At 41.8% G+C, this 15,060-nt stretch carries 18 protein-coding genes and 1 other RNA gene; 7 read left to right on the top strand and 12 right to left on the bottom strand.

Features of this window, described 5'->3' with window-relative positions; all coding sequences use genetic code 11:
• Nucleotides 1–33: 33 nt before the first annotated feature.
• Nucleotides 34–1,353 (bottom strand): BapA/Bap/LapF family prefix-like domain-containing protein, encoded by a 1,320-nt coding sequence (locus BK820_RS07460; protein ID WP_071320540.1) that lies wholly within the window; start codon nucleotides 1,351–1,353, stop codon nucleotides 34–36.
• 372 nt (nucleotides 1,354–1,725) lie between these two features.
• Here BK820_RS07460 and BK820_RS07465 point away from each other — a divergent pair, with 372 nt between their 5' ends.
• The gene (locus BK820_RS07465) at nucleotides 1,726–2,895 is read left to right on the top strand and encodes a ribosomal protein uL16 3-hydroxylase (RefSeq protein WP_071320541.1); all 1,170 of its coding nucleotides are present in this window, start codon (nucleotides 1,726–1,728) and stop codon (nucleotides 2,893–2,895) included.
• 79 nt (nucleotides 2,896–2,974) lie between these two features.
• Here BK820_RS07465 and BK820_RS07470 read toward each other — a convergent pair whose 3' ends face one another.
• The 3 genes from BK820_RS07470 to BK820_RS07480 form a co-directional block, all read right to left on the bottom strand.
• Nucleotides 2,975–3,754, bottom strand: a complete 780-nt coding sequence (locus BK820_RS07470) for a glutathione S-transferase N-terminal domain-containing protein (protein ID WP_071320542.1) — start codon at nucleotides 3,752–3,754, stop codon at nucleotides 2,975–2,977.
• A gap of 101 nt (nucleotides 3,755–3,855) precedes the next feature.
• Nucleotides 3,856–4,365, bottom strand: coding sequence for a ribonuclease E activity regulator RraA (gene rraA, locus BK820_RS07475; RefSeq protein WP_071320560.1), 510 nt, complete (start codon nucleotides 4,363–4,365; stop codon nucleotides 3,856–3,858).
• A gap of 11 nt (nucleotides 4,366–4,376) precedes the next feature.
• On the bottom strand, nucleotides 4,377–5,042 hold the full coding sequence (locus tag BK820_RS07480; RefSeq protein WP_004812676.1) for a Rossmann-fold NAD(P)-binding domain-containing protein: 666 nt from the start codon (nucleotides 5,040–5,042) through the stop codon (nucleotides 4,377–4,379).
• Between the two features lie 214 nt (nucleotides 5,043–5,256).
• Here BK820_RS07480 and rpsT point away from each other — a divergent pair, with 214 nt between their 5' ends.
• A complete protein-coding gene (rpsT, locus tag BK820_RS07485) occupies nucleotides 5,257–5,526 on the top strand; it encodes a 30S ribosomal protein S20 (protein WP_004786139.1) in 270 nt (89 codons plus the stop codon).
• Nucleotides 5,527–5,775: 249 nt separating this feature from the next.
• Here the strand turns inward: rpsT and BK820_RS15760 are convergent, their stop codons facing one another.
• The 3 genes from BK820_RS15760 to BK820_RS07495 all read right to left on the bottom strand — a co-directional run bounded on the left by BK820_RS15760 (nucleotide 5,776) and on the right by BK820_RS07495 (nucleotide 7,682).
• Nucleotides 5,776–5,901: a hypothetical protein gene (locus BK820_RS15760; protein WP_257230431.1), complete on the bottom strand. Its 126-nt coding sequence runs from the start codon at nucleotides 5,899–5,901 to the stop codon at nucleotides 5,776–5,778.
• A gap of 119 nt (nucleotides 5,902–6,020) precedes the next feature.
• A complete protein-coding gene (locus BK820_RS07490) occupies nucleotides 6,021–6,770 on the bottom strand; it encodes a histidine phosphatase family protein (protein WP_071320543.1) in 750 nt (249 codons plus the stop codon).
• A gap of 60 nt (nucleotides 6,771–6,830) precedes the next feature.
• On the bottom strand, nucleotides 6,831–7,682 hold the full coding sequence (locus BK820_RS07495; RefSeq protein WP_071320544.1) for a 3'(2'),5'-bisphosphate nucleotidase CysQ family protein: 852 nt from the start codon (nucleotides 7,680–7,682) through the stop codon (nucleotides 6,831–6,833).
• A gap of 12 nt (nucleotides 7,683–7,694) precedes the next feature.
• Here BK820_RS07495 and BK820_RS07500 point away from each other — a divergent pair, with 12 nt between their 5' ends.
• The 4 genes from BK820_RS07500 to BK820_RS07515 all read left to right on the top strand — a co-directional run bounded on the left by BK820_RS07500 (nucleotide 7,695) and on the right by BK820_RS07515 (nucleotide 10,699).
• A complete protein-coding gene (locus BK820_RS07500) occupies nucleotides 7,695–8,381 on the top strand; it encodes an HAD-IA family hydrolase (RefSeq protein WP_071320545.1) in 687 nt (228 codons plus the stop codon).
• Nucleotides 8,374–8,814: an RNA-binding S4 domain-containing protein gene (locus BK820_RS07505; RefSeq protein WP_004812671.1), complete on the top strand. Its 441-nt coding sequence runs from the start codon at nucleotides 8,374–8,376 to the stop codon at nucleotides 8,812–8,814. The genes BK820_RS07500 and BK820_RS07505 overlap by 8 nt, the downstream gene beginning before the upstream one ends.
• A gap of 146 nt (nucleotides 8,815–8,960) precedes the next feature.
• Nucleotides 8,961–10,004 (top strand): recombinase RecA, encoded by a 1,044-nt coding sequence (gene recA, locus BK820_RS07510; RefSeq protein ID WP_005221756.1) that lies wholly within the window; start codon nucleotides 8,961–8,963, stop codon nucleotides 10,002–10,004.
• A 77-nt stretch (nucleotides 10,005–10,081) separates the two neighbouring features.
• A complete protein-coding gene (locus tag BK820_RS07515; RefSeq protein WP_071320546.1) occupies nucleotides 10,082–10,699 on the top strand; it encodes a regulatory protein RecX in 618 nt (205 codons plus the stop codon).
• Between the two features lie 210 nt (nucleotides 10,700–10,909).
• On the opposite strand, the gene ffs is transcribed toward BK820_RS07515, so the two are convergent.
• An RNA gene (ffs, locus tag BK820_RS07520) (signal recognition particle sRNA small type) lies at nucleotides 10,910–11,006 on the bottom strand.
• Nucleotides 11,007–11,299: 293 nt separating this feature from the next.
• Between ffs and BK820_RS07525 the strand changes: the two genes are divergently transcribed.
• Nucleotides 11,300–12,121, top strand: coding sequence for a YbgF trimerization domain-containing protein (locus tag BK820_RS07525; RefSeq protein WP_071320547.1), 822 nt, complete (start codon nucleotides 11,300–11,302; stop codon nucleotides 12,119–12,121).
• Nucleotides 12,122–12,177: 56 nt separating this feature from the next.
• Here BK820_RS07525 and lpxA read toward each other — a convergent pair whose 3' ends face one another.
• From lpxA to BK820_RS07545, 4 genes are read right to left on the bottom strand one after another with little or no spacing between them, the layout of a single operon-like run.
• A complete protein-coding gene (lpxA, locus tag BK820_RS07530) occupies nucleotides 12,178–12,966 on the bottom strand; it encodes an acyl-ACP--UDP-N-acetylglucosamine O-acyltransferase (RefSeq protein WP_004894416.1) in 789 nt (262 codons plus the stop codon).
• Nucleotides 12,963–13,448, bottom strand: a complete 486-nt coding sequence (fabZ, locus tag BK820_RS07535; RefSeq protein WP_026056779.1) for a 3-hydroxyacyl-ACP dehydratase FabZ — start codon at nucleotides 13,446–13,448, stop codon at nucleotides 12,963–12,965. Before fabZ ends, lpxA begins: the two co-directional genes overlap by 4 nt.
• 5 nt (nucleotides 13,449–13,453) lie before the next feature.
• Nucleotides 13,454–14,524 carry a UDP-3-O-(3-hydroxymyristoyl)glucosamine N-acyltransferase gene (gene lpxD, locus BK820_RS07540; protein ID WP_071320548.1) on the bottom strand — a complete coding sequence of 357 codons (1,071 nt, stop codon included), beginning with the start codon at nucleotides 14,522–14,524 and terminating at the stop codon, nucleotides 13,454–13,456.
• Between the two features lie 3 nt (nucleotides 14,525–14,527).
• Nucleotides 14,528–15,025 (bottom strand): OmpH/Skp family outer membrane protein, encoded by a 498-nt coding sequence (locus tag BK820_RS07545; RefSeq protein ID WP_071320549.1) that lies wholly within the window; start codon nucleotides 15,023–15,025, stop codon nucleotides 14,528–14,530.
• Nucleotides 15,026–15,060 lie beyond the last annotated feature (35 nt).

Here is a 15,060-nt window from a genome sequence, read left to right on the forward strand (position 1 = left end):
CTGCTTTTTAGCAACTATCGATCAGGTAAATATTTAACCAATAATCTGTTGCTGCTCAGATAAAAGCTGTTGCAACATGAGATCTGATTGATTTTCCAATATCAACGGATCGCTGGCTTGCGCAACCTCTTCAGCATCAGTTTGAATAATAATTTGATCCCCTTCATTCCCTACTACAATAATATTGTCTACATGACTAGAATCAGAAAGCAGCTCAGCTAATGAAACTGTATCTGATCGCATAAAGTCGATATTCATCAAACTACTTTCTTTTTCTATACCCTCTAACAACAGATTCATCTGATTGTTGAAATTTGAAATCGCATCCGCTGTATTTAGCATTTTATAAACTTGCATATTGCTATCCAAGCCCGAAGAAATGAAATCTATGAGCTGTTTAGCATCAATAAGGTCCTCGTTCCCATCTGATGGAATAACATCATGATTAGTATCAACTGCCACTTGTTGCTCTTCAGAGCTATTCCTCATAAATTCTTGTGATGTTTTGAATCTGCTCATAGCTTCTTGATCAGGAACGGTATCTTCATTTTGTTTAACCAGCTTAAGTCGAGCTAGTCGAAGTGTGGGAATTGTTGGTTCTGGTTGCCCTGGCTCTGGCTCAGGTTCTACTGGCACTTCTGGTTCCGGTTGTGATTCTACCGGTACTTCTGGCTCCGGCTCAGGTTCTACTGGCACTTCTGGTTCAGGTTCAGGTTCTGGCTCTACTGGCACTTCCGGCTCCGGTTCTGGTTCTACCGGAACTTCCGGCTCAGGTTCTACTGGCACTTCCGGTTCAGGTTCAGGCTCTACCGGTACTTCTGGTTCAGGTTCTGGCTCTACTGGCACTTCTGGTTCCGGCTCTGGTTCTACTGGAACTTCCGGTTGTGGTTGCTCCGGCTCAGGTTCCGGTTCAGGTGCTACTAGGTCCAACTGTTCATCATCTTCAACTTCACCACTGTCTGTCGCTGCAACCCCACCAATGAGTAATGTACCAATCGCTATCCACTCCCAATTTTCTGCAAGAAACGAGGAAGATGGTAATAATGTATCTGTCCTTGAAATTTGCTTATATTGCTTGGTCACCTCATCAAACCAATATAAAGTACCGCTTTGCTCTTCAATCACAAGACTAGACGTTAAATCTTCATGATTGTTTGCATAAAAATTTTCAACCACCAATCTTTCGCCACTTCTCAATACTAAAATCAGATTTGTACCGTCTTGAGACATCTGGACAATATCTGATTTAGAAATTTTGATTTTTACAATGGAGCTTTGATCAATTCGAACCGTATCAGCATTCATCTGTATTTTTTCTTTTGTTTTTTTATTAATTAATTGAATTTCTTTCATTTTATTTACCAAATTATTTTTATTCTCCTTACAAAAAATTGTGTCATTTCGCCACTTATGTCAATCAAAGTATGTTTTTCACTATTTTATTTACATAATTATCACTTTTAATTGAGCTACTCTAATTTGGTTCATATCTTTGTAATTCTTATCCTTCATTCAAAATGCTATTCTTCTTATTCAATTTTTAAGAGCGCTAAAATTTTTTAATAGATTAATTTTTAAATAAAATTCTCATCATTTATTTTATGAAAATAAATATTACTTAGTTTGCTCTCCTGGTATTTATAAAAGACCTATTTCTTACCATCTCGCTTGCACCATTCAATAACTCAAGGGACAATAAGCAAAATTTATCTTGTAGTTAATCCTATGTCCCAACCTTTAGATGTATTAGGCGGAATTACCGCTGAACAATTCCTTGCTGAATACTGGCAGAAAAAACCTCTCCTTGTACGTAATGCCATGCCTGAAATTGCTGACCTGCTTGAACCTGATGATGTCATGGAGCTGGCTCTGGATGAAAACGTCACTGCACGCTTGATCAAGCAAAAAGACCGCGACCCGAACCAATGGTCAGTGAAATCTTCACCTTTACTAAAAGCTGATTTCCAGAAAATGCCTAAATTATGGACACTCCTTGTTCAGGCAGTAGATCATTATTCCTTTGATTTATCGGAACTCTGGAAAAAATTTCCATTCATTCCACAATGGCGCCGTGATGACATCATGGTGTCATATGCGCCTCAGGGTGGTTCTGTAGGCAAGCATTTCGACTTCTATGATGTCTTCCTTGTACAAGGTTATGGTCATCGTCGCTGGCAATTAGGTCAGATGTGTAATGCAGAGACTGAGTTTGTTCCGGGTCAGCCATTAAAATTACTTCCAGAAATAGATGTAAACTTTGATGAAGTTCTTGCTCCAGGCGACTTACTGTATGTTCCACCTGGGCTTTCACACTACGGCGTAGCTGAAGATGACTGTTTAACTTTCTCTTTTGGTTTCCGTATGCCAAATATCAGTGACATGATGGACCGTGTTGGGGACAAGTTTGCTGAAAATGAAGTTTTACGTAATCCCCTAACTGATATCATTCGTGATCAAATCAGTGCTGCCGGTGAAGTCACAACTAATGAGCTTGAATATCTGAAAAGTAAAATCATAGAGCAGCTGCATAACTCCAATGTACTTGAAGATGCCATCATGAGACTGTTGTCTGAACCTAAATACCCAGAAAATATTCCAGAAGCTGAAGAAATTGGTACTGGCGACCTAAAAGAAGCATTAGACCAAGGCTATAGCATTATGCTCGAGCCTGCATCACGCCTGCTTTATACTGAAGAAGATGGTGAAATACTATTCTGGGGCAATGGTGAAGGTTTATGTGTCTCAGAAGCTTTTACAGAAAAACTCAAGCTGATCGCCAATGGTGAGTCTGTGATGCTCAATCTGGACTTTGCTGATGAAGATATGCTGGAAGACCTGGCAGATCTACTCAATGAATCCATCCTGATGCTGGTTCCGCCTGCTGAAGAAGAATAAGAAACAAAAAAAGAGGGTCATTTGATCCTCTTTTTTGTTGGTGACTCAGGAAATTCTTTAATTAAAAAATTTACGAAAATTAAGCGCCATACTGACCTTTTAGATATTTCACAATATCTTTAGATTCGAACATTTTTACATTGGTATTCGGATCGACCAGATAAGGCACCTGGATATTATTCCCCATCATGGTGAACAGCTGTTCGCGTTTACCGCCTGGCAAGGGCTCATATTTTCCTGGCTTTAGGCGTAGCTTGGCTGGGCCATAATCTTGCCAGCGTTCTTTCGCCACATTGTGGTAGATATAAGGAATTTCCAGCTCAGACAATACACCACGGACTATACGGGTATACGGGCTGGCTTCAAACCCCCACAGCTCCAGAAGCTGTTCAGGTGCAGGTTTATTTTTCTTTAATGGTTTTGCCATACCACCGCGTAAACCGTTGAGCATCGTACCGGCAATTGCAGCCACCGGCACCTTTGGATAATTTGAATATTTCGCCGGAGTCTTACCAGTTTTGCCATAATGCTTAAACAGGTGGTGAATAATATCCTGAGATTCGTAAAGCTTATCTCCCGTATTTTCATCTACTAAAAATGGGAACTGGAGTTTGCCTCCCTGCTGTTTTACTTCAGGACGGAAGCGTTTACCGCCTCGTGGGCATGGATACACTTCATAATCAAGGTTGAGTAAAGTCATCACTTCACGGACACGGCGACAGAATGGCGAGCCTTCGTACTCATAAAGCTTTAAGGGTTTTTCAGGCTGGTTTGGAAATGGCGTTCCGGAAACTCCTCGTCCACCTTCCAGAAATGCGGATGCCAATGCCTGTACTACTTTAATCTGATGGCCTAACATATCGTCTGTCCTCTTTATTGTTTTAAAGCCGTGAAAGCAGCAATCTAAACTGCCTGACTTTCACGGTATAGCTGATTTTTGTATGTTTTCAATAAACAGGATTAGTCCACCAGTTTTTCTTTAGACAGCACGATCCCGTTATTGTCCGCATAAACGTATTCACCTGATTGAAAAGTCACGCCGCCAAAGTACAGTGGAACATCGACTTCCCCAATACCTTTGCGGTTGCTCTTTTGAGGAATCGAAGCTAAGGCATGCACACCAAGATCCAGTTCGGCAATCGCATCCACATCACGTACACAACCGTAAATAATTACACCATTCCAGTGATTCTTTACTGCTGATTCAGCAATCAGGTCACCCATCAGTGCACAGCGCATCGAAGCACCACCATCCACCACCAGGACTTTGCCTGCACCATCAGTTGCCAGTAATTCTTTGACACGAGAATTATCTTCAAAGCACTTTACTGTGACAATCTGGCCACCAAAGCTTTTACGTGCACCATAGCTTTTAAAAAACTTGCCATCCAGGCATGGTGTTACAACCTGCAGGTCTTTATCTAGATTATCATCAAGCAGGTCACAAGTTACAAATGGTACGCTGGACACGATTTTTACCCTCATTTCATTTTTTGTATGGCTAAATTATCATAAATTTCAAATTTCACAGTCTGATTCAGGGCTGCATATACCATAGTATGAGCCACCTGCTCGGCTGTCACTGGCTTGTATTTAAAAGAATCCGGTACCAAATGCGAAAACTTGCCATAGAGTTTCTGTGCAGCATCTTCCAGTAAACGTTGATGACCACGCTCACCCATTAATAAAGATGGCCGGATCAGACTGATTCGTTCCAGCGTTAAGGTCTGGATATAATCTTCCAGCTCGCCTTTGACCCGATTATAGAAAAACCAGGATTCAGCATTCGCCCCCATGGCACTAATCAGCAGATAATGCGCATCCGTCTGTTGAACCAGCTCGGCAAAATGGGCGTTGATGGTATAGTCCACATTATAAAAAGCATCTTTGGAACCTGCCTGCTTTAAGGTTGTACCCAGACAGCTGAAAGCATGGGTATGTCCGCTGACATCCTGATCATTCAACATCAGAAAATCCTCAAAGACCAGTTGTTTGACTTTGGGCCATTGCTCAAACTCTGGCTGGTGTTTGCGTACCACGACACTGATACGCTTACAGCTCGGCTCATTAACCAGCTGTTGTACCAAGCTCTTACCCACAAGACCTGTGGCACCAATGATGATTGGATATGTTATGGTTTTAGTCATTTTTTGTACGATCTCCCTGCCTGAATACTAATCTAACGTTTTCTTTAGAATTTTTCTGCAACTAAAATGTTGTCAAAGCATGTCAAGACTTGACTTAAGCCCTCAGTTTCCTCAAAATATGGCACTTGTTTACGGGCTGGTGATAGTTCTTCTGATGTTGGTTTTCAGTTGAGTTTCAGCCCGCCCAGACCAATCTATTTCAAGGAGTGCACGAGTGGCAAACTCTGCTCAAGCTAAAAAACGTGCTCGTCAAAACGTTAAAGCACGCAAACACAACGCAAGCTTGCGTTCTATGGTTCGTACCTATCTTAAACGTACAGTAGCTGCTATTGCTGCTGGCGACTATGCTGTTGCTACTGAAGCTTACAAAAAAGCTGTTCCAGTAATCGACCGTATGGCTGACAAAGGTATCATCCATAAAAACAAAGCAGCTCGTCATAAGAGCCGTTTGAACGCGCAAGTTAAAGCATTAGCTTCTAACTAATCGCAAATGAAAAAAGCCCTTTTAGGGCTTTTTTTATGCCCAAAATTTAGTAAATCAACAAAATGATCTATTCAATAAAAAGATCATTTTTTAATAAATAAACTTTACAAGATTATTTCCACTCAATTCTTCTTCCTTATTTCCCAATATTTTTAAAATATTCTTTAAAACTTATGGAAATCCTATTTCGCACCCAAAATAGGATTGATAAAAGTAAGAACGGAAATATCAGCCAGTTTAATATTTGAATTATTGATCCTTATCCATAGAATGTGGCGTGGTGGTCTTGTCCTGCTCTGGCGAATCCGTATCACGTTTCTGACAGGCGCTTAGACCCACCATAATAACCAAACTTAAAATTGTGATGGTTTTCATTGTTTTTCCCATACTTGAATATCTGTTTAAATATCAGCATAGTGATTTTTGATGATTATTCTATTTCACTTTCATAAGACAAATGTAAAAAGCTCACCCCTCATGATTGAGCTTTTAACTTATTTCCTGGTGTGTAATTCCGCATTCTGAAACTGGGAAATATCCAGTTCATACACCTTACCGCGCCAGATCCATTTCAGTTTAGACTCCTCAAACACATCGCCTTCAAACCAGACAAACAAACCTTCCATCATTTTCGGCCAGTCTTCCCGGCTAACTTCCTGATGACCTGACATGACTGCAATCATGGCTGCCAGAATCGTGTCATGACTTACTGCCAGACTGAGTCCATACGGCGTTTTTGGATGCGTGTTATAGATTAATTCCAGTACATCGACCACCCCATGAATCGGATGCTTCATGCCCGGCAAGGCGTTATTCACAAAGCTATTAATAAAACCTAATGCACCCTGTTTCTTGAAATATGGCCCAGCCTTCTGAATATCCAGTACAAAACTGCCAGGCTCGACCAGTAAGCCTTGTTCGATAATTTCAATGTTATGGGTATGCGATGCCTTATTGGTTGCATCTGCACCTTCGATCATAAGGGCTGCAGTATCGACACAACGCTGAATAGGACTAGAGATGCAATGCTGAATATGACGATCAGTTTGATTGACCAGATAAGCCCCCCATTCCTGCGCCAGATCACGCCCCTGTGGTGTTAATTGCAAGTCGTAGCCTGCCAGGCCTTGACCGGCAACTTCTTCACGTAAGGAATGACGCGTAAACAGAGTCACAGGTGTCTTTGTATCAGGCAATAAATCTATTGCGCTGAGCATGCTCGGTGGAAGCAGTTTTAATGCCACAATCTTGCCAACTGGTCTATCAACGGAATCATCTTCACTATAACATGAACGTTACACAGCTCAATCACTGCCTTGCATATCAGCCAGTGCCTTAAAGGCCAATATCTTCATCTCTTTGGTCTTATAGGCAATAAAACCACCATTTAATAAGGTCTCGCGCTGGTTATAACTAAATGGCAGTCCCTTAAAATCTACCAAACCGCCGCCAATACGTTCCAGCAAACATTGCCCGGCACTAGTGTCCCATTCACAAGTCGGATGGAAACGCGGATAAATATCCACCTGATCTTCCAGAATCATGCAAAATTTATAAGCACTGCCAGCTTTAAACTCATCAAACTCAGTAAATTTAGCCAGACTTTCCAGATAGGCCGCATATTTAGGCTTTTTTTGGCTACTCTGACTTAGACCAATATGCACCGTGTCTTGTTGAGATGCTGGAAAATATTCATGCCAGCAATCTTGCTGAATGTCATATTTCAGCGGCATACCTTGTTCTGGACAGAAATAGATAAGCTGTTGTGCCGGAATTGCAAGAATGGCAAAAGTCGTCAGATTATCTTTGACCAGGCTCAGATTAATAGTGAATTCGGGTCGTTGATGCAGAAATTCCTTAGTGCCATCCAGAGGATCGAGCAGCCAGAATGCGGACCATGCCTGACGGCCTTCCTGTTTACCTTCTTCAGAAAGTAACGGTAAATCAGAAATTTCAGCGAGGACCTGAGTCAAAAAAGTATTGACCCGGTAATCGGCTTGCGTCACAGGCGAATCATCCTTTTTCCTTTCAATGTCAAAAGCAGCACCGGAACAATATTGCTGATATTCTTCTCGCAAAATTTCACAAGCCTGTGTCAAAATGGGCACAAACTGCAAAATCATCGGATCTTGTGGTGCTGTTGCTGCTTTAAACATAGAAAACCTTATATGCCGAATTGCTCAGAAAAACCGCCCATTATTTTTGATATGGACGGGACCCTACTTGATCTTGCCTATGACGATTTCATCTGGAATAACCTGCTTCCTGTCCGCTATGCTGAAACGCACCATTGCAGCCTGGAGCAAAGTCGAACAACGCTTTATGCATTCTATCAAGAACATAATCATACCCTAAACTGGTACTCATCGCGCTTCTGGACAGCTAAAGTCGAAGTGGATGTTCTGGCAATGCAAATCGAGCATAAATCCAAAGTCGCATTAAGACCACAGGCACTGGAGTTACTGGATTATCTAAAGGCAAATGGTTACCCGATCTGGCTGGCCACCAATGCCGACTGTGCCGGACTCAGCTTCAAATTGGAACATCTGCAACTCAAAGATTATTTTGACGTGATTGTCAGCTCTGAAACCATTGGGCATGCCAAGGAGTTTGTTGAATTCTGGCAAGGTTTAAACACCCTGCATCCCTTTGATCCTGAGCAAGTCTATTTTATTGATGATACGGAAAAAGTATTGAATGGTGCCAAAGCCTATGGCATTCAGAATTTGTTCAGTATTAAACAGCCCTCCTCCAGCAAAGTTGCTCGCGAGACTTGCAATTACCCGATGCTGCACCAATTAACAGATTTAATCACATATTTAAATCAGGCTGAGGTTAACAAGCAATATGCGTAAATCGTCTTTACCCGAAGATGCGGTAGGCATGCGTATAGATAAATGGCTGTGGGCGGCACGTTTTTTCAAAACGCGCTCCATTGCCAAGAATGCCATTGAAGGCGGCAAGGTGCATATTGGCGGCGAACGTGTCAAAGTCTCCCGTGAAGTCCGGATCGGCATGGAAATCACGGTCCAACAAGGCATTGACAAGAAAACTGTTGTTGTCAAAGAACTATCTGATGTCCGTGGCCCTGCTCCAGTTGCGCAAACACTTTATGAAGAAACTGAAGTCAGTATTGCCCGACGGGAATTGATTGCATCACAAAGAAAGTTGCATAATCTTGCTCGTCCGGATCACCGACCAAGTAAAAAAGATCGCCGTGACATCAGCAAATTTAGAGACGAAAATAGTCAGCTATTTGACCAGCATTGGTCATATAATGATGATTAAATTCAAGCGTCAGCGTATGTCGTACATGCGCTGAATTTTATAGAATATCAGGGAACTTTCTGTCACTATTATACCTGTGGAACAAAGCTCTAATTTAAGACATCCACTTGAGTACTAATTTAGTGACATCGTATTGAGGTTGTAAGATGGATGAGAATAAAAACAAGGCGCTGAATGCTGCCTTAAGCCAGATTGAAAAACAGTTTGGCAAAAACACAGTAATGCGTCTTGGTGACAATACCGTTCAAGCAGTTGAAGCTGTATCTACAGGTTCTTTAACGCTTGATATCGCGCTCGGTATTGGTGGTTTACCAAAAGGCCGTATTGTCGAGATCTATGGTCCTGAATCTTCAGGTAAAACCACAATGACATTACAAGCGATTGCAGAATGTCAAAAAGCTGGTGGTACTTGTGCATTCATCGATGCGGAACACGCGCTTGATCCTCAATATGCACGTAAATTGGGTGTAGATATCGACAACCTGCTGGTATCTCAACCCGATCATGGTGAACAGGCACTTGAAATTGCCGACATGCTTGTACGTTCAGGCGCGATTGACCTGATCGTTGTCGACTCCGTAGCTGCCCTGACCCCTCGTGCTGAAATTGAAGGCGAAATGGGTGACTCACACATGGGTCTGCAAGCACGTTTGATGAGCCAGGCACTGCGTAAAATCACTGGTAATGCCAAGCGTTCAAACTGTATGGTGATCTTCATTAACCAGATCCGTATGAAAATTGGTGTGATGTTTGGTAGTCCGGAAACTACTACTGGTGGTAATGCACTGAAATTCTATGCTTCTGTACGTCTGGATATCCGACGTATTGGTCAGGTAAAAGAAGGTGACGAAATCGTTGGTTCTGAAACTAAAGTTAAAGTTGTGAAGAACAAAATGGCGCCTCCATTTAAGGAAGCTCTATTCCAAATTCTGTATGGTAAAGGTGTAAACCATCTCGGCGAACTGATTGACCTTGCAGTACAGCAGGAAATCGTACAGAAAGCCGGTGCTTGGTACTCTTATCAAGGTGACAAGATTGGCCAAGGCAAGAACAACACCATTCGTTATCTGGAAGAGAACAAAGCACTTGCAGATACCATTGAAAAACTGATTCGTGAGCAGCTTTTGACGACAGGCAATGTAGTTGAAGATAAAGACGAAGAAGAACCAGCAGACTTTCTGGATGCATAATCCTTAAACGTCTTACAGAGCGCCCTACGGGGCGTTTTTGTTATTATGGACAGGTAATATAATGAATTGGATTCACTATGTCTGATGCAAAGTTCACTAAGCTCCTGGATTATGAAACCATCAAACAACAGTTTGGCGATGCTCATGATTCGTCCCAGCCAGCAACTCTATCCCAAACTGATGCCCTGCCCGAGTTTGATCCTGAAGAAAGCTTATTTGATAACAAGCAGGAAGATAAAACGAAACCGGGCTTAACCGGCTCCCGTTTGCGCTCCTACGCCTTTGCAGTACTGACCCGTAAGGAATATGCCAAAGCGGAACTGATCGAGAAACTGTGTTTATATGCAGAAAATCGTGATGAAGTACTAGAGCTTGTTGATGAGCTTTCCCGTGAGAATTACCAAAGTGACCAGCGTGTTGCAGAAACTTTGCTTTCCAGCCAAAAGCGCAAAGGTAAAGGCCCGAATCAGATTAAAATGAAGCTGAAAAGCAAAAAGATTGATACAGCTTTAATTATAGATGAACTGAAAGAAACCGACTGGGTTCAGCAAGCTTATGAACTGAAGCTCAAGAAATACGGCCCTGAAGTTACAAAAGATCCCAAAGTCAAAGCCAAGCAGATTCGTTTTCTCATGTACCGGGGTTTTGAAATGGATGCCATTATGAAAGCGATTAACCGTAAAGCAGAAGATTGATTACTTATTCTAAAGGCCTGAATAACTAAAAGTCTTGAATATTGAATTTCATATAGTTTAGGAAACAAGCTTAAATCGAAAATAAAACAACCATGAACTGAGTATTCAAATAATAAGATATACAGCTTGAGCTTATAAATAAAAGATTAGATATGAGAATAGAAAATTCAAATTGGTATTGTTTTTATTAAATGAAAAATATGGTGGCAACCCTACCAGCAAAGCTTCGGCACATCGCAGTTCTACTACCGTTGCTACCTTCCGGTCCTGGCGGGGTTCGCAGAGTGCAATTGCGAAGTAACCGGCAGGGCTACCATTGCAAGAACAGAGTATAGAGATTTTTAATGAACTTGCAAGCGAGAGTACCAAAAAATCTGGTACAAGCTATCCGTTTGATTATTTTAAAAACAATATAGGATTAATTCAGGATTTTCTGTAAATCCAAGATACAAATTCCTGCCCGGAAAACCCCTTCAACTTTGTAAAAGCATGTTGCAATTCCCGGCAATGCCGTTTTAAATGTGTGGCATATACATTGAATAATTTATTTGATTGACCACCTTGAACGTTGGTCCATTCAAAACAACATGGATAAAATAGATGATGTTTAAAAAACATGTCTTATGCGCGTTCAGCATGCTCTGTACCACTTCACTTTTTGCTGCAGTTCCAATTGAATCTCGAGGCTTAAGCCAGGGTGGTAACAGTACAGCACCTACCAGCACCCTGCCTGCGATTTCCTCAGGAGTAGATACCCCGGTACAGACCAATATGAGCTGGCAATTGCTGCAAAAAAATCAGCAACTGGAAAGTGATATTCGTGGCTTGCGCGGCAAGATTGAAGAACAGGACAATGAGATCCAGTCACTAAAAAGTGAACTGGCTAACCGCTATGCCGATCTCGATCAACGTCTTGAGTTATTACAGCAAAAGATTGATCCTGAACAAGGCACTGAGGAGGATAATCAACAGGATACTGCACCCAGTTCAGGAGCAGGTAACAGCAAGTTAAGCCAAGCTCAAGCATCAACAGCTTCAAGCTCTTCTGCCCAACCCTCCGAGTTAGAAAAAGCCGCATATACGGTAGCCCTGGATGCCTACAAGAATGGCGGTGCCGCAAAAGCGATTGCACCGATGCAGAATTTCATTAAGAATAATCCAAACAGCGTGTATATCAGCAATGCCTACTTCTGGTTAGCAGAATTTAATTTGTCGATTGATCCGTCGAATTTTACTGAAGCGAAGCGAAATTATGCCATTGTGGCAGACCGCTATCCAAATTCGGCAAAAGCTGCCCGTGCTTTGTATCAATTATATAATGTCAGCAGTGAAGTAGAGAAAAACAAGACCTTGGCTGCACAATATAAATCTCGCTTGTTGAAAAATTATCCGCAGTCTGAAGAAGCTAAATTCTTTAAATAAAAAGATTCAGAAATAAAAAAGACACCTGAAAAGGTGTCTTTTTTATGAATAGTCTGTTAACGCACAATACCACGTTTAGACTGCTCCAAAGAATCAAGCAAGCGCTGTGCTTCAGCCACTTCTGGCAGAATCTCTGCACGAATTTTTTCAATTGCTTCTTGTGTGGTTAAACCTGATTTATAGATCAGTTTAAATGCCTCACGTAGGCCATTGATTACATTTTTCGACCAACCCTTACGACGCATCCCTTCTACATTCATTGCAAATGCATGCGCAGGATTACCGGAAACCATTACATAAGCGGGCACATCTTTAAGAATCAGTGATGCACCACCGATCATGCTATAAGAATCAATCTTACAGAACTGATGGATACCTGAGTTCCCCCCAATCACCACATAATCACCCACATGGACGTGACCAGCTACACCCACATTATTTGCAAAGATATTGTGATCGCCCACCATACAGTCATGTGCAATATGCGTATTTACCATCAGCAGGTTATGACTGCCGATTTTGGTAATGCTATTGTCCTGAACAGTACCACGGTGCAGACTGCAATGTTCGCGAATCTTGTTATGATCACCAATCTCAAGCCAGGTTTCTTCACCTGCATATTTCAGGTCCTGACAAACTTCTCCCACACTCGCAAACTGGAAAATCTCATTGTGTTCGCCAATGCGTGTGTACCCACCCACAACGACGTGTGAATGAAGTTTGGTACCTGCACCAATAGTGACATTTGGCCCAATAATACAGTAAGGACCAATTTGAACATCTGAAGCAATTACTGCAGATGAGTCAATAATGGCAGTTGGATGAATAAGGGAGTTATTGCTCATGCCTGCTCGACTTTCTGATGCGAAACCATAATTTCCGCGGTTGTTGCGACTACGCCATCTACTGTGGCTATACAATTATATTTGTAAATGCCACGTTTTTGCATCACTAATTCAGCTTTTAATACCAATTGGTCGCCTGCAACCACTTGTTTTTTAAATCTAACCTTCTCAGCACCAGCAAAAAGGAACAAAGAGCCCTCTGTTGGAGTCTCATTGTTCATGACGAAACCAAGAATACCTGCTACCTGTGCCAATGCTTCTACAATTAGCACACCTGGCATGATTGGGTAATTAGGAAAATGGCCCTGTAAAAACTCTTCATTAATTGAAACGTTTTTATAACCCACGATGCCATTATCAGTAATATCTACCACGCGATCCACAAGCAGGAATGGATAGCGATGAGGCAAATACTCACGAATCTTTTGAATGGTCATTGGCAATTCAGGCTTCGTGAATGTAGGCAAATTCGATTCTGTCATCATAATTATTTACGCAACTTAAATGTTGATTCAATGGACTCAATTTGAGACTGCATATGATCAAGGCGTTTCATTACCTGGGTCAATGGCACATCTGCTAATTGTCTAATGCGAACCACTGTGCGCTTCCACTTCTGATTTTCAAACAATCCGATACCTGAAGAATATTTTCCAGCTTCAGAAATATTATTTGTCACCATTGACATTCCGGTCAAAGTCACATTATCCGCAATATTCAGGTGTCCTGAAATCGCTGTAGCCCCACCAATGATACAGTTTTTGCCAATACTGGTACTGCCTGCAATCGCTGTTTTTGCTGCAATGGCAGTGTTGGCACCAATTTTAACGTTATGGGCGACTTGCACAAGGTTATCAATAATGACGCCATTTTCCAGAATTGTGTGATCCAGAGCACCACGATCAATACTGCAATTAGAACCAATACGGACATCATGACCAATACGTACCGACCCTAATTGTGCAATACGGTGCCATTTACCTTGATAAGGCGCAAAACCAAAACCTTCACTGCCAATGACGCTATTGGCATAGATACGTACCCGGTCACCAATTTTTGTCGTACCGGTCAAGGTGACGTGAGCATCAATAAAACAATCTTTACCAATTTCCACCTGGTTATCAATCTGCACATGGGACTGAATGACCGTATTTGACCCGACTACACAATTTTCACCGATCACCACATAGTGACCAATATAGGCGTCATCTGCAATTACAGCCGAAGGATGAACCTGTGCCGTACTTTCTATACCACGTTGAGTCTGCTTTTGCTCAAATACATGAGTCAGCATTGCAAAAGCAAGATAAGGATTTGCCACGACAATAAAGTTCTGATGTGAACTTAGCTGTGTTTTAAGCTCAGCTGTCACAATCAGAGCACCTGCCTGGCTTTGAGCTGCCTGTTCCAGATATTTATCAGCAGTAACAAACGCCAGATCCTGTACTGTTGCATGCTCAAGACTTGCCAAGCCTCTTAACTGCAAATCGGACTGACCTATACACTCACCTTGCACCAGACGAGCGAGGTCAGCTAATTGAAGCTGTTGATGATTCATTGATTATTTAATTGCATTAACCTTTTGAATCATTTTATCAGTTAAATCATATTTAGGGTCATAGGCAAGCGCGCTATTTTTATTCAAAACCACATCCAGCTTGTTTTCTTGGCGTAATTGTTCAGCGACTTGCTTCACACGTGCATCAAATACAGTACGAACCTGCTGAATAGAGCTTTGCGCGCTAGTCTGTATAACTTGCTGTAACTGACCTAACTCTTTAAATTTTGCCTGATATTGTTCTTCGAGCTTTTTCTTATCTGCTGCACTCATTTTAGGGTTTGCCTGGGCACGTTGCTGAATGGCTTCCAATTCTTTATTTAGCTGCTCAATTTTGGCGGTTTGTGGTTTGATAGTCTGCTGGAATGACGTATTTTGCTGTTTTAGATATGTGCTATTTTCCACCAAACGTTCCAGATCAATTACTCCCACACCAGCTGCCTGTGCCGTTGAAGTTAAAGTTGCCACAGCGATACCCATCGCCATCATCATTTTTTTCATCTGTATTTCTCTATCTATAAAAATGGCCTTACAAA

The sequence above is a fragment of the Acinetobacter sp. LCT-H3 genome, assembly GCF_001866125.1.
In the GTDB taxonomy this organism is placed as follows: Bacteria; Pseudomonadota; Gammaproteobacteria; order Pseudomonadales; family Moraxellaceae; genus Acinetobacter; species Acinetobacter schindleri.

Bases quoted from the DNA above. Each gene is read 5' to 3' on its own strand.
- BK820_RS07460 (WP_071320540.1), bottom strand. From the start codon at position 1,353: ATGAAAGAAATTCAATTAATTAATAAAAAAACAAAAGAAAAAATACAG.
- BK820_RS07465 (WP_071320541.1), top strand. From the start codon at position 1,726: ATGTCCCAACCTTTAGATGTATTAGGCGGAATTACCGCTGAACAATTC.
- BK820_RS07470 (WP_071320542.1), bottom strand. From the start codon at position 3,754: ATGTTAGGCCATCAGATTAAAGTAGTACAGGCATTGGCATCCGCATTT.
- BK820_RS07480 (WP_004812676.1), bottom strand. From the start codon at position 5,042: ATGACTAAAACCATAACATATCCAATCATCATTGGTGCCACAGGTCTT.
- BK820_RS15760 (WP_257230431.1), bottom strand. From the start codon at position 5,901: ATGAAAACCATCACAATTTTAAGTTTGGTTATTATGGTGGGTCTAAGC.
- BK820_RS07495 (WP_071320544.1), bottom strand. From the start codon at position 7,682: ATGTTTAAAGCAGCAACAGCACCACAAGATCCGATGATTTTGCAGTTT.
- BK820_RS07500 (WP_071320545.1), top strand. From the start codon at position 7,695: ATGCCGAATTGCTCAGAAAAACCGCCCATTATTTTTGATATGGACGGG.
- BK820_RS07505 (WP_004812671.1), top strand. From the start codon at position 8,374: ATGCGTAAATCGTCTTTACCCGAAGATGCGGTAGGCATGCGTATAGAT.
- recA (WP_005221756.1), top strand. From the start codon at position 8,961: ATGGATGAGAATAAAAACAAGGCGCTGAATGCTGCCTTAAGCCAGATT.
- BK820_RS07515 (WP_071320546.1), top strand. From the start codon at position 10,082: ATGTCTGATGCAAAGTTCACTAAGCTCCTGGATTATGAAACCATCAAA.
- BK820_RS07525 (WP_071320547.1), top strand. From the start codon at position 11,300: ATGATGTTTAAAAAACATGTCTTATGCGCGTTCAGCATGCTCTGTACC.
- lpxA (WP_004894416.1), bottom strand. From the start codon at position 12,966: ATGAGCAATAACTCCCTTATTCATCCAACTGCCATTATTGACTCATCT.
- fabZ (WP_026056779.1), bottom strand. From the start codon at position 13,448: ATGACAGAATCGAATTTGCCTACATTCACGAAGCCTGAATTGCCAATG.
- lpxD (WP_071320548.1), bottom strand. From the start codon at position 14,524: ATGAATCATCAACAGCTTCAATTAGCTGACCTCGCTCGTCTGGTGCAA.
- BK820_RS07545 (WP_071320549.1), bottom strand. From the start codon at position 15,025: ATGAAAAAAATGATGATGGCGATGGGTATCGCTGTGGCAACTTTAACT.